The sequence below is a fragment of the Salibacterium sp. K-3 genome, from assembly GCF_054052005.1.
This window is the reverse complement of record NZ_JBSVZE010000001.1, coordinates 414138-437435: the sequence shown is the minus strand read 5'-3', so window position 1 is coordinate 437435 and position 23298 is coordinate 414138. Positions and strand designations below refer to the sequence as shown.

The 23298-nt window shown below is 45.7% G+C and carries 18 protein-coding genes; all 18 read right to left on the bottom strand.

The window, feature by feature from the left end; all coding sequences use genetic code 11:
• Positions 1 to 155 precede the first annotated feature (155 nt).
• Positions 156 to 1058 (bottom strand): nuclease-related domain-containing protein, encoded by a 903-nt coding sequence (locus ACW9JV_RS02030; RefSeq protein ID WP_457330850.1) that lies wholly within the window; start codon positions 1056 to 1058, stop codon positions 156 to 158.
• Positions 1059 to 1441: 383 nt separating this feature from the next.
• Complete coding sequence (locus ACW9JV_RS02025) at positions 1442 to 1879, bottom strand: hypothetical protein (protein ID WP_457330848.1); 438 nt, start codon at positions 1877 to 1879, stop codon at positions 1442 to 1444.
• An 82-nt stretch (positions 1880 to 1961) separates the two neighbouring features.
• Entirely contained in the window at positions 1962 to 5099 is a 3138-nt protein-coding gene (locus ACW9JV_RS02020) for an efflux RND transporter permease subunit (protein WP_457330846.1), read from the bottom strand.
• Complete coding sequence (locus ACW9JV_RS02015) at positions 5096 to 6706, bottom strand: efflux RND transporter periplasmic adaptor subunit (protein WP_457330844.1); 1611 nt, start codon at positions 6704 to 6706, stop codon at positions 5096 to 5098. Before ACW9JV_RS02015 ends, ACW9JV_RS02020 begins: the two co-directional genes overlap by 4 nt.
• 344 nt (positions 6707 to 7050) lie before the next feature.
• Positions 7051 to 8361 (bottom strand): TolC family protein, encoded by a 1311-nt coding sequence (locus tag ACW9JV_RS02010; RefSeq protein ID WP_457330842.1) that lies wholly within the window; start codon positions 8359 to 8361, stop codon positions 7051 to 7053.
• A gap of 196 nt (positions 8362 to 8557) precedes the next feature.
• Positions 8558 to 8854, bottom strand: coding sequence for a DUF4282 domain-containing protein (locus ACW9JV_RS02005; protein ID WP_457330840.1), 297 nt, complete (start codon positions 8852 to 8854; stop codon positions 8558 to 8560).
• A gap of 57 nt (positions 8855 to 8911) precedes the next feature.
• Positions 8912 to 10420, bottom strand: coding sequence for an S-layer homology domain-containing protein (locus ACW9JV_RS02000; RefSeq protein WP_457330838.1), 1509 nt, complete (start codon positions 10418 to 10420; stop codon positions 8912 to 8914).
• Between the two features lie 180 nt (positions 10421 to 10600).
• Positions 10601 to 11548, bottom strand: coding sequence for a D-2-hydroxyacid dehydrogenase (locus ACW9JV_RS01995; RefSeq protein ID WP_457330836.1), 948 nt, complete (start codon positions 11546 to 11548; stop codon positions 10601 to 10603).
• Between the two features lie 48 nt (positions 11549 to 11596).
• Positions 11597 to 12883, bottom strand: coding sequence for a TRAP transporter large permease (locus ACW9JV_RS01990; RefSeq protein ID WP_457330834.1), 1287 nt, complete (start codon positions 12881 to 12883; stop codon positions 11597 to 11599).
• A gap of 40 nt (positions 12884 to 12923) precedes the next feature.
• A complete protein-coding gene (locus ACW9JV_RS01985; RefSeq protein ID WP_457334533.1) occupies positions 12924 to 13316 on the bottom strand; it encodes a TRAP transporter small permease in 393 nt (130 codons plus the stop codon).
• Positions 13317 to 13405: 89 nt separating this feature from the next.
• Entirely contained in the window at positions 13406 to 14425 is a 1020-nt protein-coding gene (locus ACW9JV_RS01980) for a C4-dicarboxylate TRAP transporter substrate-binding protein (RefSeq protein WP_457330832.1), read from the bottom strand.
• A 25-nt stretch (positions 14426 to 14450) separates the two neighbouring features.
• The gene (locus ACW9JV_RS01975) at positions 14451 to 15707 is read right to left on the bottom strand and encodes an enolase C-terminal domain-like protein (protein WP_457330830.1); all 1257 of its coding nucleotides are present in this window, start codon (positions 15705 to 15707) and stop codon (positions 14451 to 14453) included.
• Positions 15708 to 15734: 27 nt separating this feature from the next.
• Positions 15735 to 16487, bottom strand: coding sequence for an SDR family oxidoreductase (locus ACW9JV_RS01970; RefSeq protein ID WP_457330828.1), 753 nt, complete (start codon positions 16485 to 16487; stop codon positions 15735 to 15737).
• A 24-nt stretch (positions 16488 to 16511) separates the two neighbouring features.
• The gene (locus ACW9JV_RS01965; protein WP_457330826.1) at positions 16512 to 17522 is read right to left on the bottom strand and encodes a zinc-dependent alcohol dehydrogenase; all 1011 of its coding nucleotides are present in this window, start codon (positions 17520 to 17522) and stop codon (positions 16512 to 16514) included.
• A 3-nt stretch (positions 17523 to 17525) separates the two neighbouring features.
• Positions 17526 to 18179, bottom strand: a complete 654-nt coding sequence (locus ACW9JV_RS01960) for a GntR family transcriptional regulator (RefSeq protein WP_457334531.1) — start codon at positions 18177 to 18179, stop codon at positions 17526 to 17528.
• Positions 18180 to 18599: 420 nt separating this feature from the next.
• Positions 18600 to 21179 carry a cadherin domain-containing protein gene (locus tag ACW9JV_RS01955; protein ID WP_457330824.1) on the bottom strand — a complete coding sequence of 860 codons (2580 nt, stop codon included), beginning with the start codon at positions 21177 to 21179 and terminating at the stop codon, positions 18600 to 18602.
• Positions 21176 to 22225: a phage tail protein gene (locus ACW9JV_RS01950; RefSeq protein WP_457330822.1), complete on the bottom strand. Its 1050-nt coding sequence runs from the start codon at positions 22223 to 22225 to the stop codon at positions 21176 to 21178. Before ACW9JV_RS01950 ends, ACW9JV_RS01955 begins: the two co-directional genes overlap by 4 nt.
• On the bottom strand, positions 22215 to 22757 hold the full coding sequence (locus ACW9JV_RS01945) for a phage tail protein (protein ID WP_457330820.1): 543 nt from the start codon (positions 22755 to 22757) through the stop codon (positions 22215 to 22217). Before ACW9JV_RS01945 ends, ACW9JV_RS01950 begins: the two co-directional genes overlap by 11 nt.
• Between the last annotated feature and the right edge of the window lie 541 nt (positions 22758 to 23298).

The following is a 23298-nucleotide window of genomic DNA, read 5'->3' as shown; positions in this document are numbered from 1 at the left end:
CCACCCCCTGCCCGGAGGACACTACGTCTTGGAAATCGAGAACTAATGGTTTCAAGCGGCTGCAAGGGACCGTTACAACCAGTGACATAGTCATTAGTGTTCTCCAGACCAGAATCTGAGGACATTGCAGACACACTTCAAGCAGCCAGGGTCCCTTACTTGTAATAAGAATGTCTCCCGAACCCAAACCGGGTATGATGTTTACTTAAAATCCGCGCAATCCGCTTTTTATCTATTTCCAACCCGCACCATTCATGCACCATGTTAGTCGTCAGCGGTTCTTCCGGAAATAGCAGCTTCCATTCTTCCACATTCCGCATTACACCCATTTCCAATGATTCTGACCTGCTACATGAAGGACAGACCAGCGTGCGTTGTGAAAGTTTAAGAAAAGAAGAACACTCCCGGCACCGGACGCCTTTTTTTAATTGTTGGAATGTATATTCCGGCAGTTGAGAAAACGGGGAGGATTCCATGTGAAGGGTCTGAAGCTTTTCTGCCAGCAAGGTGGTCTCATAAGAAGAATGGGACAGCTCGTTTTTCCATTGGGAAACAAATCGTTCGATATGGGGCGGGAAAATGACAGGAAGATCATAGGAAGCCTGATATAAATAAAAGCTCCTGTTGGTAAAGACGAGGTAAGCTTTGATGGGATAAGAGAGGCGATACTTCTGGAATAGCTGCCGGAGCAGGGAATGATTCCTTTTTAGCTGCAGAAGAGGACTTTTTATTTCATATTCTGTTGAGGTATACCATTCTTCCTTGTCTATTAGAAAGTCTCCTTCATAGTTTTTCACCTCAAATAGATACACAGTCTCATGGGAGATAAGCAGGGTATCGATCTGAAAGTAGGTGTTGTTTATTTCAAAAAGAAGGTCGCATAAAATAACGGATTCCTTCGGCAGGGTTTTCAGCTGCTCATCAAAGTACGTTTCTCCTTCCCATCCTTTTTCCAGATTGATCAGCTGTTGTTTGTATTTCGATGGGAGCTTCATCCGCAGGGCAAGGGAGCGTAGACAGAGGAGTTCGTGCGAGGGGAATCGGGGTTTGAGGAACATGTTCGACCGCCTGTCTTTATGGTTTTGAACTAATCTTATAGTACATAAAGGAAGAAAGCAAGATTAATCAAACAAATTTTTCCTATGCCGCTCAAGATGTGCTCTTCCAAGTATGAAGCCATTAATAGAAATGGGAAGATGATTAACATCCTCCAGTTAAAGCCTTGAGCATACTATGCCGCAGCAATGAAGTGTTAGTGGTTTCAAGCTGGGCTTAGAGGATACTAAGTGGTGCCGCTATCGCTATATTTTCCTCCAGCCTTTTTCTAAAGGAAACTACGTCGATAGATCAAACAACTAGTGTCCTCGACAAGCCGAGTCACCAAAAAGAACCCCCGTTCCGCCCAAATAAGGGGGAACGGGGGTTCTACTGTATGACAGGGTTATTCAAGCGTCGTTTGTTCGAGCATTTCGCCGCCTTCCTGGGCGTAAATGACGCTCACACTCTGGTCCGGATAGACTTCGCGGATCATATCGGAATACGTTGTTTTCAGTTCATCGGAGAGCTCCTGGCCGGAAGCAAGCGTAATATCAATGTTTACCTGCTGGCCGTCTTCTCCGTCAGCCTCCTGCACCATCGCTTTCATGACACTGTCTTCGCCTTCAAGCTGCGACTTCAGTTCTTCATTGGAACTCAGTTCTGTGGAAGCTTCCTGATTTTCTGCCTCTTGTTCGCTGTTGTCAGCTGCTTCTTCAGATGATTCCTGATTATCTTCAGGGGCGCTCTGATCTTCAGCGTCATCGCCCGAAGAGCAGGCAGCCGCTGTTGCCACCCCTGCCGTCAGGATGCCTGTGAGAAACAGTTTCCGTATCTTAGTCATAGCCTGGGTCCTCTCCTTTTCTGTTCTATCTAAGGTAGTATAGGCAATTCTTCCAATTCTGTACAGGGATTTTATACCTATTTTATTCCATCTGCTCTCCCTGATTTTTCTTCATCTTCTTCATCCTCTTCTTCTCTCTCCTGTTTTCTTTCCTGCGCCGGAACCAAAGGATGATATTATCGGATGACGCATAAACGACAGGAATTAAAATCAAGGTGAACAACGTCGAGAAAGCCAGACCGAAGATAATGACAATGGCCATCGGCGCCTGGGATTCCGCGCCTTCCCCAAGCCCGAGTGCAATCGGGAACATCGCAAGAACCGTCGTCAACACGGTCATCATGATCGGACGCAGACGTGCCGGACCGGCTTCCATAATCGCGTCATCGCGTTCGAGACCGTCGGCACGCTTCTGGTTAATATAGTCCACCAGTACGATCGCATTGTTCACCACAATCCCGGACAGCATAATCAGGCCTATAAAGGCGGTAATGCTGAGCGGTGTTCCGGTGATAAACAGACCGAGCAATACGCCGATGAGCGTCGCCGGAATCGAGAACATGATAACGAGCGGCTGAATAAAGGATTCAAACTGAATCGCCATCACAGCGTACACGAGGAAGATGGAGGCAACGAGTGCGAGTCCGAGATCCCCGAAGGCTTCCTGCATATCCTGTGATTCACCACCGTAATCCACGGTGTACCCGCTCGGCATATTCATCTGATTCATTTCGTCCTGCACTTCCGCGGATACACTGCCAAGTGCATACCCAGGAGCAACATCACTCGTAATATCCACCTGGCGCTGCTGGTCTTCCCGGCTAATCTGCGTCGGGCCGGTTGTCTCATTCAATTCGGCCACTGCAGCAAGGGGAACACCTGCACCTTCCGCCCCGGTCAGGGTCAGATTGCGGACATCAGACAGCTGCTCTCTCGCACTTCCGGGAAGGATGACTTCCACCGAGATTTCCTCTCCTTCTTCCCGGTATTCCGTCGCAACCTGCCCGTTAAACGACGTCATCACCTGTCCCATAATATTCTGGTAGGTTAACCCATACTGCGCGGCCTGCTGGCGGTCGATATCCAGTTCAAGCTGTGGATTGCCGTCTCCCGAAGAACTGTCTACATTCATAGTACCCGGAATGTTTTCCATCTCAAACATGGCCTGTTCGGCAAGATCGTCCAGCACTTCTGTTTCCTGCCCGCTGATACTGACCGTAATCGGGGTGCCGCTGCCGGCCGCGCCGGATGCGACATTCTGTACAGAAATGTCAGCCCCCGGAATGCGCTCGGCCTGGTCGGACAACTCTGAAATCAGGCCGGTCGTCTGGATTTCCCGTTCACCCGAATCCACGAGGGAAATGTTTACCTGCGCCTGATTGTCGCCGCTTCCACCACCTGCTGCGGCACTGGCACCACCGCCGCCTCCTATCGTGGAATACGTAGAGGCGATGCTTTCTTCGTAAGGTTCAAGCATGCTCCAAACCTGTTCTACGGCACGCTGGGTCTCTTCTTTTGTGGATGCTTCCGGCGTTTCGACACTGACCATGATCTCGCCTTCATCAGATTCCGGAATAAAGACGGCGCCGATCGCCGGAACAAGCGCCAGAGAACCGATGATGAGCACGAAGGTGAGCAGGATGACGGTCTTGCGGAAACGAAGTGACCACCGCAGCATCCGTAAATACCGTTCATTTACCGCCCGGCCGAATTTGTTAAAACGGCTGTCTTCCTGCGGCTGCATCGCTTCCTCTTTAATGAACTGGGACGCAAACATCGGTACAATCGTGAGTGCCGCAAGCAGGGATGCGATCAGAGCAAACGACACCGTTAAGGCAAGCGGCGTGAACAGTTCGGAAGATATCCCCTGCACAAACACAAGCGGCAGAAATACCACAAGGGTCGTACTTGTCGAGGCGACGACCGCACTGCCGAGCTCTTGCGCTCCCGCTATGGCGGCTTCTTTTCTTGTTTTGCCGTATTCAATATGCTTGTAGATGCTCTCCAGAATGACGATGGCGCTGTCCACCATCATCCCGACCCCGAGCGCAAGTCCCCCCATCGTGAGAATGTTCAGGGATTCACCCGTGAAATACATTAACGTGAAGGTAGCCACGATCGAGATCGGAATCGAAATGCCGATAACAAGCGTCGCCCGCACATTACGCAGAAACGCAAACAATACCAGGACGGCAAAGAGTGCCCCAAACAGCAGATTGTTAAACACGCTGTTAATGGAAGACTCTATGTAATCCGCCGCGTCATAGACGATTTCAAGCTGTACATCGTCTCCCAGTTCACTGTTTAAATCGTCGACAATAGAATGGAGGGATTGGGATACCTCCACCGTATTTGCTTCGGATTGTTTCATCATGGAAAACATGAGGGATGAACTGCCGTTCACATACGTATCCGACGAGCCATCTGCGACCGTGTCCACAATGTCTGCCACATCGCTCAGCTGGACATTTCCTCCATCCGGAAGCGGAATAAGGGTACTTGAAATATCATCAACGGAAGCGAATTCTCCGTCCACACGAAGCTGCAGATCCTGCCCGCCGCTTTCCACTTCACCGACGGAGCCGGAATCATTTTCGGCATTTAAGGCATTCACCACATCATCGGCCGTTAACTGATACCGGTTCAGGTCCTCAATCCGGAGCTGGGCTTCAATTTCTCTTTCTTCCAGCCCTTCAATACCGGCACTGGCCACTCCCGCTCCCTGCTCCAGCTGCGGCTGGATCCGCTCCTCGGCGAGCTGCTGCATATTCACATTTTCGGTATTTCCGGAAATGCCGATCCACATCATCGCCTGCTGATCGGGATCAAACTCAAGGACGGAAGGCTCATCCGCACCGTCCGGAAGCTGCGCAGACGCGCCGTCTATCGACTCCCGGATATCGAGCATCGCCTGATCAAGATCCGTCCCGAATTCAAACTGAATCTGGATCAGGGAGGAACCCGAAGAGGACTGGGACGAAATCGTATCCAGCCCTTCCAACGTGCTCAGAGAATCCTCCAGCGGCTGGGTGACGGTTTCTTCTATATCTTCCGGAGCCGTCCCTTCGTAGCTCGTAGTCACAATCGCAAACGGAAGTTCCATGTCCGGATAAAGGTCGATCGCCAGATTCCGAAATGAAACGAGACCGAGCACCAGTACCATGGCAATGGCCATAAAAATACCGACGGGACGTCTTACAGACCAACTGGAAAGATTCATGATGTCATGCCTCCATCATCTGAGGAGGAAGTACGGGCAACATCGGCCCGCTTCATATAATCCGGTGACATAGAAGCTGTCTCTTCAGAACCGGATCCACTCTCATCTGATTCCTCAGACTCCCCTTCCTCTGATTCTTCGGTGGATTCCGAGGAATCCTGCGTCTCTTCCTGCGGTTCCTGCACCGACGCTCCGTCTTCGAGGAAGTACTGGCCGCGGGTGATGACCGGCGTACCTGTCTCTATATCGGCATCGATGGCTGTGACATCTGACTCTTCCCGGATCACTTCAACCGGCACGAGCACCGCCTGGTTCTCTTCGCGGATAAAAATGGAGGGCTCTCCTTTGACATTAATGACAGCATCGGTCGGAACGAGCAGTCCATCTGAAACGTAGGTTTCATACAGGAGGATCTCGCTGTACACACCGGAACGGAGTTCACTGTCAGGGTTATCCACCTGTACTTCCACCTCAAACATGCCGTTGTCATTGGAAGCATCTGCAATATGGGTCACCGTACCCGTGCGTGTCTCTTCAATGGAAGGGAAACGGACTTCCTTTTCGCCGCCTTCCTCGAAACTCGACAGCTGCTCAGCTGTCACGGAAGCCGTTACGTTCAACGTATTCATTTCGCCAAGGGTTATCATCGCATCCTGCTGCGAATAATATTCGCCCGGTTCCACAGCTACTGTCATGACTTTTCCGGAACTTGGTGCTGTCACAACGGCATCCTGCAGGTTATTCTCCGCCTGCTGTACAGCCTGCTGCTGCTGCTCCACATTGGCCTGGGCGTTGTCAATGTTGCCCGCCGCTTCATCCACCGACGCGTTCGATGATTCAATTCTTGCCCGGATTTCCTCTTTCGAATCACGGGCTTCCTGAAGCGCGGACCGGGCCGTTTCCACCTGGGACTGCAGCTGCTGGATATTATACTCCTGTCTTGTCTGTTCCAGGCTGTTTTCGGCTTCCGTCACGCTGTCCTGCGCGTCTTCCACCGCATTCTCCGCGTTTTCCAGCTCCTGTTCTGAAACCAGACCTTCGTCATAAAGCTGTTGGCTGCGGTCGCGTTCATTCTTTGCTGTTTGAAGATTCCGCTCCGCGGTCTGCAGCGCCTGTTCCGCGTTTTCGATTTCATTTCCGCGGTTTTCACGGGCCTGTTCAAGGTCAATCTTAGCCCTCTCATACTGTTCACTTGCCTGTGTGATTGCATGGTCGGCGTTCTCAAGCGCAACCTGGGTCTCCTGCACCCCGGCTTCCGCTCCGCGCTGACCGGCCTGAGAAATCGCCACGTTGCTCTCGGCTGCCCGGAGAGCGGCGCGTTCCTGCTCCAGCGCATTACGAAGCTCGGAATCATCCAGCCGGGCCAGTACCTGACCCTGCTCCACCTGATCGCCCTCTTCAACGAGCACCTCCGTGACATCCGCTGTCACTTCAGGCATTAACGACACTTCGGACAAAGCCTGCGTCGTTGCATTAACAATACGTTCTCCTTCCAGATCACCTGTTTCTGCTTCTTCTGTTTCCACCACGACTGCTTCTTCTTCCGTATCGACTTCCGCCGACTGGCATCCTGTGATGCCAAAGAAGAGAAGAAGTCCTGCTGCCAAGTGCCATCTATGTGATAGTCGTGTTTTCGAACTGCGGCTGTTGTACAATTCCCCGTTTCCCCCATTCCTTCCAAAGTTTCAAAGATTGCTGGACGTTTTCCATCTATGTCATACGATATCATAGATCTTCCGTTTCATCGCTGTTGAAAAAAGTACCCCTGCTTTCCTTGAAAAATAATTATGTTTCATAACTATTAATAAACTAAACTATAATTCAATATAAGGCAGAAGAACTATACGGTCAACTGTTTTGATGAAAAATCAAAAACTCTTCACATCATTGCCGCATCATTCCATAATGTTCAAATAAAAACTGCAGGGAACCCTGTCCCTGCAGCGTAAGATTATTGCTGCGCGGCTGCCTGTTGTCCTGCAGAAGAACCTCCGGACTGCTGCACGAGACCATCGCGCATCGCTTTAATCTGTTCATTGATCATAAACAGATTCGATCGGGCAGCGGCCAGTTCCTGCTCGGCCTGATCCACCTGCAGGCCGGCCAGTTCATATTCCGCCTGAGGGATGACGCCGATTTCCGCCTGAATCCGCAGATCCTCCACATCTTCCCGGGCGTAGCTTACTTCATTCTGAGCCTGAAGCACCGCCTGATACTGCGTCTCGGCATCCTGGAACGTATTGGAAATGGATGTCGTCAAATCCTGCCGCAGCTGAACGATATTTTCTTCTTCCGTTTCCACGTTAATGTCGGCCTGTTCCTCATCAAACCGGTCAGCATCTTCGTCATTATATACCTGCTCGCGGTTGTATTCAGCAAGCTCCAGCGTTTCCTGTGCGTTCTGCATGCTGAAGGACTGTTCAATCAGTGTTTTGGTATCTGTCTTCTGCTGAAGCGGAGAAAGCTCTCCCAGCTCCGGTTCTTCCAGCGTCAGATCTTCGTGATAGACAATACCGATATCAAGAGCGAACATCGCCAGATCATGTTCATACTGGGCGCGTGCTTCATAAAGACTGTCTTCAGTCCGCTGCACTTCCCGCTGTGCCGACTGATATTCGCTTGCAGGAGCCGTGCCGATTTCCACCTGCCGCTTTGTGTTGGCCGCCTGCTGCTTCTGATTCTCGAGCGACGCTTTTGTGGTTTCCATCTGATCTTTCTGCGTCAGAAGCTGAATAAAGGTGGACTTTGCGGATAGTTCAGCGCTCCGGTGCGCCTGCTTCCGGTCGTAGCGGAGCTGAATGTCATTGGACTCAAGTTCCCGGATGGAATCTTCCATCGTTTCCAGGTTATCCTCCAGACTCTCTATCTGATTCTGCAGTTCCAGGCGCGTCTGGAATGTCCGCTTCCCTGTTTCATCCTGTACATCACGCAGTTCATCCATCTGATCTTCCAGATCCTCGAGGTCATCCTGCAGATCGCTGTATTCGTCTTCCGTGCCCTCAAGCTGGCTGTCGATATTATCAATCCGGTAGTTCAGCAGGATCAGCGATGATTTGTCATCGAGCGCATAATCGACCGCCTCTTCCATCGTTAAGGATTCGATCAGGTCTTCTGATTCACCGCTGTCCTCTGTTTCTTCAGAAGCCGTTTCCTCTGTTCCGCCGGAGTTCTGTTCATCTTCTGTTTCTGCTGCCGATACCGCAGTTGTCAGGCCGGATGAAGCTATAAGCGCCGCCATTCCCGCCGAAAAAATCCGCTTCATGTTTTCCTCCCCTATCTGTATGAAGAAATAATTTAATGTCTTAATAGTTTCCTTTCCTTATCAATTAATACTATAACGGATTATAACGTATTTTTCCAGCGGGAGAAATGAAAAAGATAATATGTTTTTGCTGAGGGGAAGGGATGCAACTAACGAAAAAGTGCCGCGGGCTTTACTTCCGCCGCGGCACTCGTTATCAGTTTTCATGAGAAGATGATTCTTTCAGAGTATCCAGCTTTCCATTGATTTGATGCAAAGACTCCTGCATTTTGAAAAAGATAATTAATAGTTCGCAGTAGATGCGGGTGAACAACGGTCCAAGGACAATCGTTAAGAGTCCTAGGAATACCTGGCCGCCGCCTCCGAAATCAGCTGTCATTCCAATAAAAAACTGAATGAGACCTCCAATAATGGAAAGTACCACACCAATCCAGAAAATCACTTTAATGATTACCGGCGTGATCATTGTGTTGAAGTTCAGAAAATTATTCAATACCTTCACCCCCTCCCCTTTTCAATAATGAATATTTTAACATAAATGGGATTATTATCAATAATCTTCTCTCGCATAGCTTTCCGCGTAATACGGGGCGCCTGCATCATAGGTGACGCCAACGCCGAGAGCCTGTACGGAGGTGCGGAGAATATTTTCCCGATGTCCCGGGGAGTTCATCAACGCGCGGTGAGCCCGGCGTGCGTCCCGCTGCCCCGTTGCCAGGTTTTCGCCGCCGAACATGTATCCGTCGATATCAGCGTCTTCGAAACGATCCATCGGTGTGCGGCCGTCCTGACTATTATGGGCAAAGTAATCATTGGCCGCCATATCATCACTGTGCGCTTCCGCTACTTCGGCTGCTTCTTCATTCCATTCCAGCGGCTCGATATCATGCATGGTCCGCGCCGCATTCACAAGCTCGAACTGCTGCAGCGCCATACTTTCTTCGATGGCCGCCACGCGGCTGCTGTCCTCAGCGATGTCTTCCCGGTATTCCATGCTCGTATCGATGTCTTCATGATAGACGGTGAAATCTATCAATTCGGGGGCATCACCGTCTGTACCCTGTTCGATGCCGAAGTTCACCTCCGGCGACAGCCCGGATTCTTCTATAAACGTGTTCATATGATCCACCACTGTCTCCGGATCCATCCCAAGAGCTATATCCATCGGTGCCTCAAACGATTCTCCGTAAGAGAAAAAGGCAACGACACGCTCCTCCTGCACCCCGAACATGACGAAGTCTTCGTACTCGTCATGATATGTGTACCAATCAAACCCGTAGATACTAGGAAGAACCCGCTCCGGTTCCCCTTTTTCCTCACGCAGTGCTGCTTCGCTGTCCTCAAGAGCCACCCCGTGCAGCGAAAATTCCGTCATGATATTTTCCACGGTATCCGATTCTTCCGTCTCTTCTTCCGGCGCATTCACCGGCTCTTCGGGAACGTCATCTTCCTGATCGTCCGCGGCATTTTCTTCCTTTTTAAATGCTTCATGGAGGATCACGGCCATCTGCGCGCGGGTCAGTTCTTCACCCGGGCGGAACGTACCGTCCTCATACCCGTCGGCAAAACCCGCCTGTACAACGGCACTGATGCCGGACCAGGCCCAGTACTCCCTGTCCACATCAGCAAATACAGCCTGACCTTCCTCCAGATCAAACGCTTCTTTTATCATTTCCGCCATCTGTGCCCGGTTAACCGTTTCTCCGGGACGGAACCCTTCCGCACTTCCGGTCATCCAGCCTTTTTCGTAAACGGCACTGATGGCACCTGCATATGGGTGATCTTCCGGGATGCCAGCCTCTTCCGGCAGTTCTCCGGAAGCTTCCAGCTCAAACGCCCGGCTCAGCATCACTGCCATATGCTGCCGCTGTACGGGATCATTCGGACGAAAATCTCCATTTTCGTATCCTGTCATGATCTCTTCTTCCACCATATACTCTACCGCATCCTGCGCCCAGAACCCGTCGCTGATATCCTGGAATTCTGTCTCCGCCGATGCTGTCACCGGTCCTGCGATCAAGCCGCCCGTAAGTATGCATGCTGTGATTCTTGTTTTCATAACTTTCACTCCTTATCTCTCGTTATAATACCCTTGTTCACACCACAACCCCTTTAACTTTCCTTAATATCGGAAGTTCGAAGAAAACTTTTATGTAGAAATTAAAAACGTGCTGCCGAAGCAATTCGTGAATTCTTCGTCAACAGCACGTTACTTTTCACACAAAGAAGCATAATTATATTAGTAACCCTTCGTTACATCTACAACGTTTATCAGGTCCTGATTGTCTTTATATTTTTGAAAGTTTTGCTTAAAAATTTCCAGTGCTCGATCATGATAATAAGGGGAAACTCCTGATAAATGTGTGGTAACTGTAATACTTTCTTCTTCCCAAAATACATGTTCAGCGGGTAACGGTTCTTCTTCAAAAACATCCAAAACCGCATGATAAATTTCATTGTTCTGAATAGCCTTAAGAATATCTTGTCCCTTCACCACATTCCCTCTTCCCAAATTTATGAACACGGCATGTTCCGGTAATGTCCTGAAATGTTCATAATTAAAAAAGTTATCGGTTTTTGAAGTGCTTGGAAGAACGGAAACAACAAAGTCCACTTCAGGAAGCATGTCATTCATTTCACCGTACGTTATATTTTCATCAAATTCATTCAAGCTGCTTCCACTTCGAGAAACTCCAATCGTTTTCATTTGAAAAGCGTTTGCAACTCTTGCTATTTCCCGGCCAATTACTCCTGTTCCTGCTATCAGCATCGTTCTTCCCGTTATTTCATCCATATAAATATCACGGGTCCATACTTTATTTTTTTCGTTTTCTATTAGTTGTTTACCTTGTCTATATACCATCATCAACATAAAAAACACATACTCTGACATAGGAGCCTTATGAATTCCTTTTGCGCTTGTAACAGCAATATTACGCCGACTTAACTCATGAAATGGCAGTTTGTCGATTCCTGCAGCAATAACCATAATCCACTTTAAACTTTGAGCTTCCTCCAAAACATGTCTATCGAGGTCTTCCCCATACGTTATAATAATATCCGCCTCAGGTATTCTAGTTTTTGCTTCTGTTATAGAATCATAAAACAAAAAATGATCTCCCGGAAATGTTTCCTTGAGGTTGTTCTGATTTTTTAACGGTAATGCTGCTGTTGATAGTATATTCACGTTTTTCCTCCTCCATTATGCTAAGAATATGAGTGGTTCACTATTTTACTAGGTTCCGGATAACGCTTCCGGCAGAAATAAAATAATCTGTGGAAAAAATGCCATGATTATTATTAATGCCAATACTGCAAATAAAAAGGGATAGGCGCCTTTTGTGAACTGTGCCACTGATGTCTTTGTAATCGAGCATACGGCAAACATTGTAACTCCCAGTGGCGGGGTCATGCCTCCTAAAGTAATTAATACGATCATTAATACTCCAAAATGAACTGGGTCCACCCCGGCTTGTTCCGCAATTGGAAGAAAAATGGGCGTTAATAACAGGGTGTTTGCTGTTGCTTCCATAAACAATCCTGCGAGAAACACTATTAATAAAATTAGTAACAGTACCAAAATGGAATTACTTGTTAAATTTGTGAGAAATTCTGAGAAAGACCTGGGCACATTTTCAAAAGCAATGACATAGCTGAATATAGATGCAGAAGCTATGATCAACATAATCATACTATTATCTTCAACTGCATCAATGATAGCTTTTTTGAAATTCTGCCAAGTAAGATCCTTATATATAAACTTCCCCACCAATAATGCGTATACTACTGCGACTGCTCCTCCTTCTGAAGCGGAAAATATCCCGAATCGTATTCCCACCAGTAAGATGACTGGAAATAAAAGTGCCCATATACATTCTTTAAAACTTATCATTAAATTTTTAAATGAGGGCTTTTGAAAATTCAAGTCTGAATCATACCCTCGTTTTTTTGCGACAAAATACGTTGTTAACATTAAAGTGAAACACATCAAAATCCCCGGTACTATTCCAGCTATAAATAAATCACCTATAGAAACTCCTCCTATAAATCCATAGAGAATTAATCCGATACTAGGAGGGATAGTTGAAGTAATTAGAGAACTTACCCCAATAACACCAATAGAAAATCCTTTAGAATAGCCTCTTTTCACCATATCGTTGGTAAGAATACGACTCTGCATCGCTGCATCTGCTGTTGCTGATCCAGAAATTCCTCCTAACATGGTGCTTAATACAATGGATACGTGAGCTAATCCTCCCTTTAAATGACCCGTCAGCAAATTAGAAAATTCAATCAATCTACTTGTGATGCCGGACACATTTAAAATGTGCCCGGCTAATACGAAGAACGGAACGGCCAGCAGCGGAAATGATTGAGTACCTGTAGTAAACTGCTGGACAGCTACCATGTTAGCCAGATCCGGTGTTGTTATAAAAAAGACAAAGCCTGCAATGCCGATGGCAAACGCAATCGGAACATTTGCAAATAATAATATAAAAAACACAATCAACATTATTGTCATTTAAAAACCACCCATATCTTCACAATCTACTGTAGAGTATTCATTTTAAATCTTTAATCATGAACCCTGCCTGACTGACTGCGGTAAACAGCATCAGTATAGCTCCCACCGGAATGGCCAGTGTCACCGTATAATAACCAAGAGACGTTCCGGTAATAAGTCGGCCGGTGTTGGCAAACGTCATCTCAAAACCGTATACAATTAAAATAAACAAGAAAATCACTATGATTAGTTGAACCATCAATTGTATATACTTCTGTAACTGATCAGGCAATAAATTTGTGAAGACATCAATTCCAATATGCGAATGATTTCTAAAAGCTCTATTTGCCCCTAGAAATATAACCCACATAAAAATCAGTTGAGCAATTCCAACAGACCATGTGGTAGGATTATCAAAAAAACGAACGATCACCTCCATAAATACCAACATTACTAATAAGAGGAGCAATGTAATCAATACTGAGGTTTCCAACTTAATATAGACATTCTTACATGTCCTTAAGACAGCTCTTGAAGCCATCATTCAGCCAGCACCTCGTCCACCTGATTTTTCACGTCTTCCAAACCGATATCGGAGTAAGCTTCTTGAGCTCTTTCTTTAAATTTCTCCCGGTCTACTTCGTTAAATTCCACCCCTGCTTCATTCATAGCTTTTTCGTATTCTTCTGATTTTTCTGAAGCGATTTCTGAGGCTGTATTCCCAGCTTTTTGTGCTTCATCTACTAATATATCCTGGTATTCTTCAGGTAGTTCATTAAACCATTCTGCGCTGACAACCAATCCTGAAACCAATTGAAAGTGATTGGTTCTTGCAATATTATCTACTACTTCATGAATGCTCGATTCATAGATAGCCAGATTGTGTGCCTCGACCCCATCTATAACACCTTGTTCTAATCCAGGATAGGCTTCTGTCCAAGGCATACCGCTTGGTGAACCTCCCATAGCGGAAATAGTCGCGTTAACTATTTGAGAATCATTTGTTCTGATAACTACGCCATCAAGATCTTCAGGAGTCTCTATCTTTTTATTGGTTGCCAGATTCCTTTGACCTAATTTCCAATTAAAGGATAGTAATCTTAATCCTTGGTCGCTGAATTCCTGCACCCATTTCTGGTAGAGGTCCGATTCTAGAAATTTGTCAATCTCATTATAGTCTTCAAACATATAGGGAGATTGTAAAATATAAAATTCATTTTTCAGATCTCCCATCTGACCAGCGTCTGTTATTGTCCCAACATTAGTACCGGTAGAAGCTTGTTCTATCAAATCAGGAATGCTGGCTAACTGGTCACTGTGATAAGTCTCCACGGTTATAGCACCATCTGTTCTTTCTTCTACTCCTTCTTTAAATTGCTGAATGCCGGTATATTCTGCATTTTCATCATTTTGAGTGATTCCCACTCTTACCGTGTATTCGCTTTCATTTGATTCGCTGCTATTTTCTCCATTTGTCCCCGATTCAGAAGTTTCTCCCTGACAAGCTCCAAGAATCATCAAAAAAACGACAAACAGCAATGAAAAAAATTTGGTTTTCATGTACATCTACTCCTTTTATTAGGGTTTAAGGTTTAACCGAAGTACCGTCAAACACTCTTGCTAACGTCCATTCCGGCAATTTATTACGTGCAGGATAAGCTGATGCTTCCTCTTCACAAAAATCAATTCCAAGCCCTGGAGCATCAGTTAAATATGCAAAACCTTCTTTTATTTCAATTCCACTCGGAAATACTTTATTTAATGCTTCATTCATTGGTGTCCACTCTTGAATACCAAAGTTGGATATACTAAAATCTAAATGAAGATTGGCAGCTATACCAATTGGAGATAGATCCCCGGGTCCATGCCAAGCAGTCCTTATCCCAAAGTTTTCTCCCAATACTGCTAGTTTTTTGGCCGGGGTAATACCTCCAATCGCGCTGATATGAGCCCTTATAAAATCAATTTGCTGACTGGTAATTAAGGTTGTCCAGTCATTGGGGTGAGAAAACAGCTCTCCCATCGCAATAGGTGTACTAGTTTGTTCTCTTATCATTTTCAACCAATTAGTCTGTTCAGGGGGAAATGGATCTTCTAAATAATATAAATTAAATTTTTCAACTTGTTTTGCTAAATGAACAGCATCAATAGGTGAAACCCTTTCGTGAATATCATGAATTAGTTCAATACTTTCTCCCAACTCGCTTCTGATATATCCAAATAAATCTATGACACTCTTTACATATGCATCTTTATCGAAGTACTGCCCTTCTCGAAGTCTTTCGGGATGTCGTTTTTTATTTAAAATCTCTGCCTCTTTCATTTTTTTAGAGATTAACCCAGTATCTTCGGTACCCGCTCCTCCATACATCCCCAGTTGACACCGAACATATTGAAATCCTTCCTGGACTGCTTTCTTTATATCTTCTGTAACTTCTTCTTTAGTAGCGCCATCAGTATGTCTATACAATGCTACACCATCTCTTGATTTCCCTCCTAAAAGTTCAAATACCGGTAAATCTGCAACTTTTCCTTTAATATCCCATAAAGCCATATCTACTCCAGACAAAGCATTGTTAATAACCGGGCCGTTTCTCCAATAACCACTTACATTTAAAGTCTGCCAAATATCTTCAATTTCCATTGGGTTACTACCTATCAATAGAGGCTTCATATATTCTAATATGGTTGTTTTTACCACTTCTGCCCGCTGTGTAAAGGTAGCACATCCCAATCCATATAAATCGTTTTTATTTGTTCTTACCTTTACGATGACTAAGTCAATATTTGCAGGAGCTGTAATAAAAACTTCTACATCTGTTATTACCAATTTGTTTTTCACTAGACCGATGAGCCCTCCTTTCCATTTTTATCTCCCGAGCCAACCCCCGTCGACTGCTAATAGGTGACCGTGAACATATTTCGAAAGATCTGTAGCTAAAAATAATGCCGGTCCTTTAAAATCATCTGGTTCCCCCCATCTTCCGGCCGGTATTCTTTCTAATATCTGCCTGCTTCGTGCGGAGTCATTAATCAAAGCCGTATTCATTTCCGTATCAATGTATCCTGGAACCAATGCGTTTACATTAACTCCTTTAGATGCCCATTCATTGGCTAATGCTTTTGTTAATTGGCTCACAGCACCTTTTGCAGAAGCATAGGCAGGCACTGTAATCCCACCTTGAAACGAAACTAAAGACGCAATATTAATAATCTTCCCATAATTATTGTCAGTCATAATCTTTCCGGCTTCCTGACATAAAATCCATACCGCTTTTAAGTTTATATCCATCACTTGATCCCAATCGTTCTCCGGAAATTCCACTGCAGGATGCCGTTTTTGTATTCCTGCATTATTTACCAGTATATCGATAGAGCCCATTTCATCATTTATTTTGGGAACAACAGTGCGTACCTGTTCCATATCATTCAAATCACAATAGTAAATTTTAGCTTTTACACCCAACTGCTCAATTTCTTTCTTGGTTTGATCGTTGGAGGAACGCTGAACCAACGCAATGTCAGCTCTTGCTTCTGCAAAAGCCAATGCTATTGCCTTCCCTATCCCCCGGGTGGTCCCTGTGACAACAGCTACTTTGTTTTCCAAAGAACAATTTAACAATTTATACCTGCCTCCTCTTTACGTTCAATTCTGAAAAAGTACTTTCAATGATTCATTCGTATTTTTCATTAATTCAAACCCTTCTTTAAAATTTGATAGTGGTATTTTATGGGATATTATTTCTTGAACATTTATTTCTTTATTTTTTAATAAAAGGACAGCTTTTTTAAAATCATCATTTGAAAAACATCTTGTTGTTTTTAACGAAATTTCTCTAAAATGCATTTTTGCCAAATTAATTTGAGGGGGCATCTTATAAACACTAATCACCAGGATTTCTCCCTGAGGTTTTATGGCTTCAATCGTTTGGTCTGCGGTACTTTGATTTCCTGCCGCTTCAAAAACCACATCAGCCCCCACCCCTTCTGTATTGTCTTTCGTTTCATTTACCACGTCTGTTGTTTCTGCATTGACTGTACGGAACCCTAGTTTTTCAGCAGCTCTTAACCGAAAGTCACTCACATCTGAAATGATTACTTTAGAAGCTCCCGCTTTTTGGGAAAGCATGGCAATCAATATACCAATAGGACCTGCCCCTAAAACTAAGACGACATCTCCAAAACGTAGTTGGGATTTCCTGATCGAATGAACTGCTACTGCAAGCGGTTCTATTAAAGCTGCTTCGTCATCACTCACACCTTTTTCCAACGGGTGTAAATTTTCTTCTGGTACATTAACGTAATCTGCAAATCCACCATCTGTATCAATACCTATATATTGAAGATTTGCACATATATGATTCTGTCCTCGCACACAGGCATAACAATATCCACAACTTATTAACGGGTTCACGGCAACCCTGGCTCCTTTTTCAACAGAAGAAGAGCTGCCGATTTTTTCAACTCGACCTGAAAACTCGTGCCCCATAATAAGACCTGTTTCAGCTCTGGGATGCAAACCAGCATAAATCATCATATCTGTTCCGCAAATACCTGCAAATGCAACTTTTATTAAAGCTTCATTGCTACCTGGCGCAGGAATTTCTTTATCGATAACTCTTACACTCTCTTTGTCTTTAAATATTCCTGCTTTCATTAACTACTCCTTTTTACTGCGGTTGTTAATAAATACACTGTTTTTCACAGTGGTTCTGGTGTCTATAAAGTGTTCCTGCAAGTTTTCTTCAATTTCATCAAAGTCCCCTTTCATTATGGCCTCTACAATATTTAAATGGCTTTCCACGAGAAACTCTTTATAGGTGCCTTCTGTTTCCGTAGTAAACCTGTTCTCTGTAGCGATTAAAAGGGCTGTAATAATTAACTTTTCAATGTTAGTCCATAAATGGTAAATTCTTTTGTGATCACTGGCTTTAATAATGGCTTGATGAAACGCTGTATCCTGAATGGCTAATTCTGTAGCATCTTTATTATTTATTGCAATTTTCATTTTTTCTACGGTGAACTGCAGAAATGCGATAAGTTCCTCATTGTTTCGCTTCGCACATTCTTTCATTGCAAAGCTTTCAATTAAGTAGCGGATATCATTTAATTCTTCGATATCTTTTTGCGATACACCAGTGATTTCAGCCCCCATTCTCTTTAATTCCAGTAATCCTTCATTTTGGAGTATCCGCAAAGCTTCTCTTGAAGGGGAGCGACTTGAGTTGTACTTATTTGCCAATGAATTCTCTGAAACCACTTCACCTGGCTTTAACTCACCGGCAATGATCTCATATCGCATCAATCCCGCGATCTCTTCTCCTTTAGAAGCTGGGTTTAGTTTCTCAACCGGGAAATGAATTATAATCCCTCCCTTCTTTTATAAAAATACAATGTATACCTTGTATACAACTTACTGCGTATCTTACAATAAAAAATTTTATTTGTAAACGCTTTATTTTGTTTTTTTGAAATTTTCTACTGAAGCTTGATTGTAAAATGAAATGCAACGGCTAAAGGCATAGTAAAAGCCATCGTTATTCCGTTATGATGAAAGTAACCAAACACCCAGCATAACAGGAGGAATAACGATGAGCCCTTCCCATGAAAATACAGAACAACGGTGCTTTTCTCATCTTTCGGCATTTGATCGCTAACAGCCAAGCGCTTCACTGGGAAGGACTATTCATTCAGGCCATTGCAATTCAAGCAATTTTCTTTTCATCACCGCATCCTATTGAATCATAGGTAAAAACCGAAGAGTAAACGATCTCAGTTTATCAAAATACTGTTCTTCCGGCGCAGAAGCCTGCACAGCCACAATAGCAGCTTCATTGGTTTTTCCGGTAACTTCCCCTTCTTCTATTTGAATGATACTATCGTCAAGTTCCGTCCATTCTTCGTTTTCATTCCATGCATAGAGACTGACTTTCTGTCGAAGAGGGTGGGCTTTGTCCTGATCAAACGGAATCGAAATAGTCACCGGCTCTTCAAAAGGCCCTTCTGATTCTTTTTTCAGCTGAAAAACGTCACTGATTATAATCTGTTCTTCCGGCTTTTGTTCGTCTGCCAGCTCTTCTGTGACCCGTTCTACCGTCACTTCTTCTTCCTCTCTCAACGCATTTTCCGGAAGGGACAGAGACATTCCATCCATTTTTACAGAGCCGCCTTCCCGTCCGATCTTCTCAGACTCATTTTCCGAGCCGTCGGTACTGCTGCCGGAGGATCCTCCGCTTCCGCCTGTACTTCCACCGCTGGATTCATCTTCGTCGTCATTCTCCGAGACAGCCCGGGCGACAGAAAGCTCATACGTTGTTTTTGTTCCGTTCTCTCCTGTCACGTCGATTGTGATCATATTTTCCCCGGGATCGAGTGGGATACCGTCACTTTGCCGGCTGCTTTCCACGTTGCTCCCATTCACAGATATCGTTACATCGTTTGCTGAAGCATACGGCGTTACCGTCAGCTCCGTCACATCCTCTGCAACCTGAAGAGAATAATCCGTCGTCTCCGGTTCAAACGATAGATCTCCGTTACTTACCTCCAGGTTCTCAAGATAAACACTGCCTGCATCTGTTTGGATGGTTATATCCGCCTGCGTCTGATGCTTTCCGTCCCCGGCTTCCACGGTTAAAGTGTAAGAAGAGGCAGGTTGCAGTGCAGCTGTATTCAACACCGTGAGCGCGCCGGTTGATTCATCGACAGAAAAGATATTTCCGTTATTTCCCGCAGCAATGGAGTAATGGATTTCGTCTCCATCCGGATCGGAACCATTTATCGTCCCGATCACGGTTCCGTTTGTTACATCATTCTTTATTTGAAAGGTTTCTTCTCCTATTTCCGGAGGATGATCATTTTTGTCGGTTATCATAACCGTCACCTGCTGGGTGGTTTGGTGCTCTCCATCAGCTGCTTCGACTTCCACTTTATACTCATTATCTCCATTCTCATCGGCAGGCTCCTCAAAATCCGGGGATTCGTTAAAACGAAGCTCGCCGGTTTTGGCATCCATATCAAAATAAGAGGCATCCGCACCGCCGGTAATAGAATAGGTCAGCAGATCTCCTTCCGGATCATCGGCTTCCACTATTATCACGTCAGATTTATTTTCCTGCATAACTATAGTGTCTTCCGATGTGATTTCCGGAGCTTCATTTTTGTCGGTTACCGTTACCGTCAGCTTTCGTGTTGTCTGGTGCTTTCCATCAGCAGCTCCTACTTCCACCTCATACCTGTTATCGCCGTTCTCATCGCCTGGTCCCTCAAAATCCGGTGCTTCGTTGAAACGAAGTTCACCGGTTTCTGAATCTACCGCAAAACGGGAGGCATCTGAACCACCGGCCACTTCATAGGTCAACGAATCTTCATCTGCATCTTCAGCCGTGACGGTCATCACATCGGTTGTCCCTTCCAATGAAGACACATCCGCTCCCGATGTGATAACCGGAGCGTTATCATTAACATTCAGCACTTCTATCACTATATGCTGGTCGATTGTACGTTCCCCGTCATCTGCTGTAACTACTGCTTCAAACGTATTATCTCCATTTTCATCAGACGGTTCTTCAAAATCCGGCTGGTCACGGAAAGTGAGTTCACCGGTTTCCGGATCTATATCAAAATGGGAGGCATCCGTTCCGGAAACACCAAACGTCACATCATCTCCGTCAGGATCTTCAGCTTTAACTGTTGTCACGGCTGTCTCGTTCTCATCAACGCTCACCGTGTCATCCGAAGTGATCACCGGCGGTTCATTTGTCACCGGATCGAATGTGAAGTTGTCGAAAATAACAGTGTTTGACGAACCTTCAGGAAACGTTATATGCTCAATCCTTATTTCATCTACTTCATTAGAAGTTCCCGGCAGACTGTATTCTTTCATCTCCATATAGGCATCAATAGTAACAGTTTCCGACACCTGTTCCCCGTCTTTATACCCTTTCAGGACAAATGTATGATCTTCCCCTGCCCACGTACCGGCTGCTAAACTTTTAAACATAAAGGGCTCTTGATTATCCCGGCGGATAGAAAGTTCATCTCCCAGAGAATTATTGAACCTACCTAGATTCTTATATTCCGATATAAAATCCTTGCTATAATTTGCTAATTTAAGATTATCACTCACATCCCCATTTGTTATTATCTCATAAACAAATTCATGTCCATCCACATTTATCGTTACCGGACTATCATCCCCGGGAAACGGCTCATCATTGTAATCATGAGTAATGTTATCCGCATCAGCTGCACCTTCCAGGCTGATTATCCCTAAAAGAATCATGATGCACCCTGTCAGTATCCGTAACGTTCTCATATAGAATCCTCCTCTGCTGCAGAGCGGGGCGGCACGTCCCCTTGGACCGCAATGATAAAATGGACACCGAGAAAAGGCTGTCTGTTGTTATGAGGTCTGCCGGATCCGCTCGATGCCAGACCCTCCTCTTTCATCTGTGTATCCGGAGCATCGGTCGTATATCTATCCGGCGAAAATCCTCCTGCATCGGCCCACACGGCCCCTGATGGGTCAGACGTGTCCGCCCACCCCTGATAACATTGGATATCATGGCTGTGCCCGGGCATTTCCCCGACGGTCAAGCTTACATCCGGCGAGCCTCCCCGGTCTCCCAATTTCCGTGGTGACAACTCTTCACCGCTTCCTGCGTGAATCGGCGTCCGGTCCCGCAGATCCGGGATCTGGAATTCATGGCGGCCATCTCCTCCGTAAGTTGTTTTAATCACCGAATACAAAGAAAAATAGTTCATCACGGATAGATACTGTCCATCACAAGACTTCCAGCCTGCCGGGGCAAACGTTCCGGCAAACATCCGAATGTCTCCTGCCATCGCCCGAAAAGCCGGCGTATCTCTGGAAGGGTATATGCCTTCCACCGCCATACAATAATTAGAAACAAGATACGGTTGCATGTTCGAGTGGGGGCTCCCTCCCCCTTCCTCTGCCACAGCATCGTCTCGCATCCAGCTGTCCGAAGAAGAAGCATACGGAGAGCCGTTGTTGTCTCCCCAGACATGACCGGACACTTGAGCTGTATCCGCGTTTGCAGTACTTGCTGACACACGATGATGATGCTCCGGCATCTCGCCGGTGGTCAGCGTATGCGTTTCTTCTCCGGCACGTTCACCAAAAGACACATCCCGGCCTGTATGAACCATCGCCCGGCCGCGCAGATCAGGAAGGGCAAACGTGCTTGTTCCATCTCCGCCGAACGTTGCACCTAAAATGGTATAAAGGTTGTAATACGTCGAAATCGAGAGCAGTCTTCCATCACAGTACATCCATCCTTTAGGTTCAAACGGAAAAGCAAAGCACCTGATTTCTCCGATAAACGTGTTATCCTCCATGTTTTTCTCCCTCCTCCTGATCATTTCGGGGCGGGTACATACCGGTTAACGCGATGATATAGTGGACAGCAGCATACGGCATCATATTGTGATGCGCGCCAAAGTCTCCTTCAGTGGAAACAATCGCGTTATTCATTGTGCCGTCCGGTTCGGAATCGGAATACTGGGGATACTGTGCGTCCGCCCATACAGCCCCTTCTGGATTCGAAGTGGTCCCGCTGGATGAAGAAGCCTTCGCTTTGTGGGTGTGGCTGGGAAGATGGTCTGTCTGAAGAACAACTTCTTCCCGTCCTCCCGCGCCTCCCACCGTAAACGCCGTACCGCTCTCAGGCGCCTGCCCTTGATGAATACCAACCCTCCCGCGAAAATCCGGAAGAGCAAAAGTCTGCCGGCCATCCCCACCGTATTGGGTGCCTATCAAGTAATACAGGGCTTCATTTCCGTTCACCGAAAGCAGCTGTCCATCACAGAACGCCCAGCCTTCCGGAACGTAATCCCCGGCAAATAAACGGATCTCTCCGATAAACGGCATAACAAGATCATCCTTTCCTTTCCTTCCCTTTTCCAATATTCATTGTTAACTATAGTGAACGAACCGCTGACAATATTTAACGTAACAAGAAAAGGTTAAAATGAGGTAAAATCACAAAAAATTCTAATTACCAGGCGATTGAATGAAAAAGTAAAAGCCATGGACATCATCTCCCTGGATGATGTCCATGGCTTTTCAAAGAGGTTCTGACATAGTTTACAACTCCAACATTTCATCCTTTGAGGTGAATAGAATCAATGTCTCCTTCTCCTTTTTTACATATATAGTTTCCATTACCTTTTCGTCAGGGAGAGGAAGGCGGTAGCCTTTACACCTTGACGGACTATCCTGACTCCTGATGACGAATTGCTCATTATGATCACTGAAAAATTCGAACTTTTCCCGTTCATTTTCAAAAGGGTCTGTCGTAACAATATGTACAACGAATTCAACCAAGTCTCTGTTTAACTTCCTTTGACCGTGCTGATTTACGTTAATGGAAAAAACAGGGTGTTGCATAACGTATCTCCTTCTTCCTATA

Bases quoted from the DNA above. Each gene is read 5' to 3' on its own strand.
- ACW9JV_RS02000 (WP_457330838.1), bottom strand. From the start codon at position 10,420: ATGAAAACAAGAATCACAGCATGCATACTTACGGGCGGCTTGATCGCA.
- ACW9JV_RS01955 (WP_457330824.1), bottom strand. From the start codon at position 21,179: ATGAGAACGTTACGGATACTGACAGGGTGCATCATGATTCTTTTAGGG.
- ACW9JV_RS01980 (WP_457330832.1), bottom strand. From the start codon at position 14,425: ATGAAAACCAAATTTTTTTCATTGCTGTTTGTCGTTTTTTTGATGATT.
- ACW9JV_RS01965 (WP_457330826.1), bottom strand. From the start codon at position 17,522: ATGAAAGCAGGAATATTTAAAGACAAAGAGAGTGTAAGAGTTATCGAT.
- ACW9JV_RS02010 (WP_457330842.1), bottom strand. From the start codon at position 8,361: ATGAAGCGGATTTTTTCGGCGGGAATGGCGGCGCTTATAGCTTCATCC.
- ACW9JV_RS02025 (WP_457330848.1), bottom strand. From the start codon at position 1,879: ATGACTAAGATACGGAAACTGTTTCTCACAGGCATCCTGACGGCAGGG.
- ACW9JV_RS01945 (WP_457330820.1), bottom strand. From the start codon at position 22,757: ATGCCGTTTATCGGAGAGATCCGTTTATTTGCCGGGGATTACGTTCCG.
- ACW9JV_RS01985 (WP_457334533.1), bottom strand. From the start codon at position 13,316: ATGTTGGTATTTATGGAGGTGATCGTTCGTTTTTTTGATAATCCTACC.
- ACW9JV_RS02030 (WP_457330850.1), bottom strand. From the start codon at position 1,058: ATGTTCCTCAAACCCCGATTCCCCTCGCACGAACTCCTCTGTCTACGC.
- ACW9JV_RS01950 (WP_457330822.1), bottom strand. From the start codon at position 22,225: ATGGAGGATAACACGTTTATCGGAGAAATCAGGTGCTTTGCTTTTCCG.
- ACW9JV_RS02020 (WP_457330846.1), bottom strand. From the start codon at position 5,099: ATGAATCTTTCCAGTTGGTCTGTAAGACGTCCCGTCGGTATTTTTATG.
- ACW9JV_RS01990 (WP_457330834.1), bottom strand. From the start codon at position 12,883: ATGACAATAATGTTGATTGTGTTTTTTATATTATTATTTGCAAATGTT.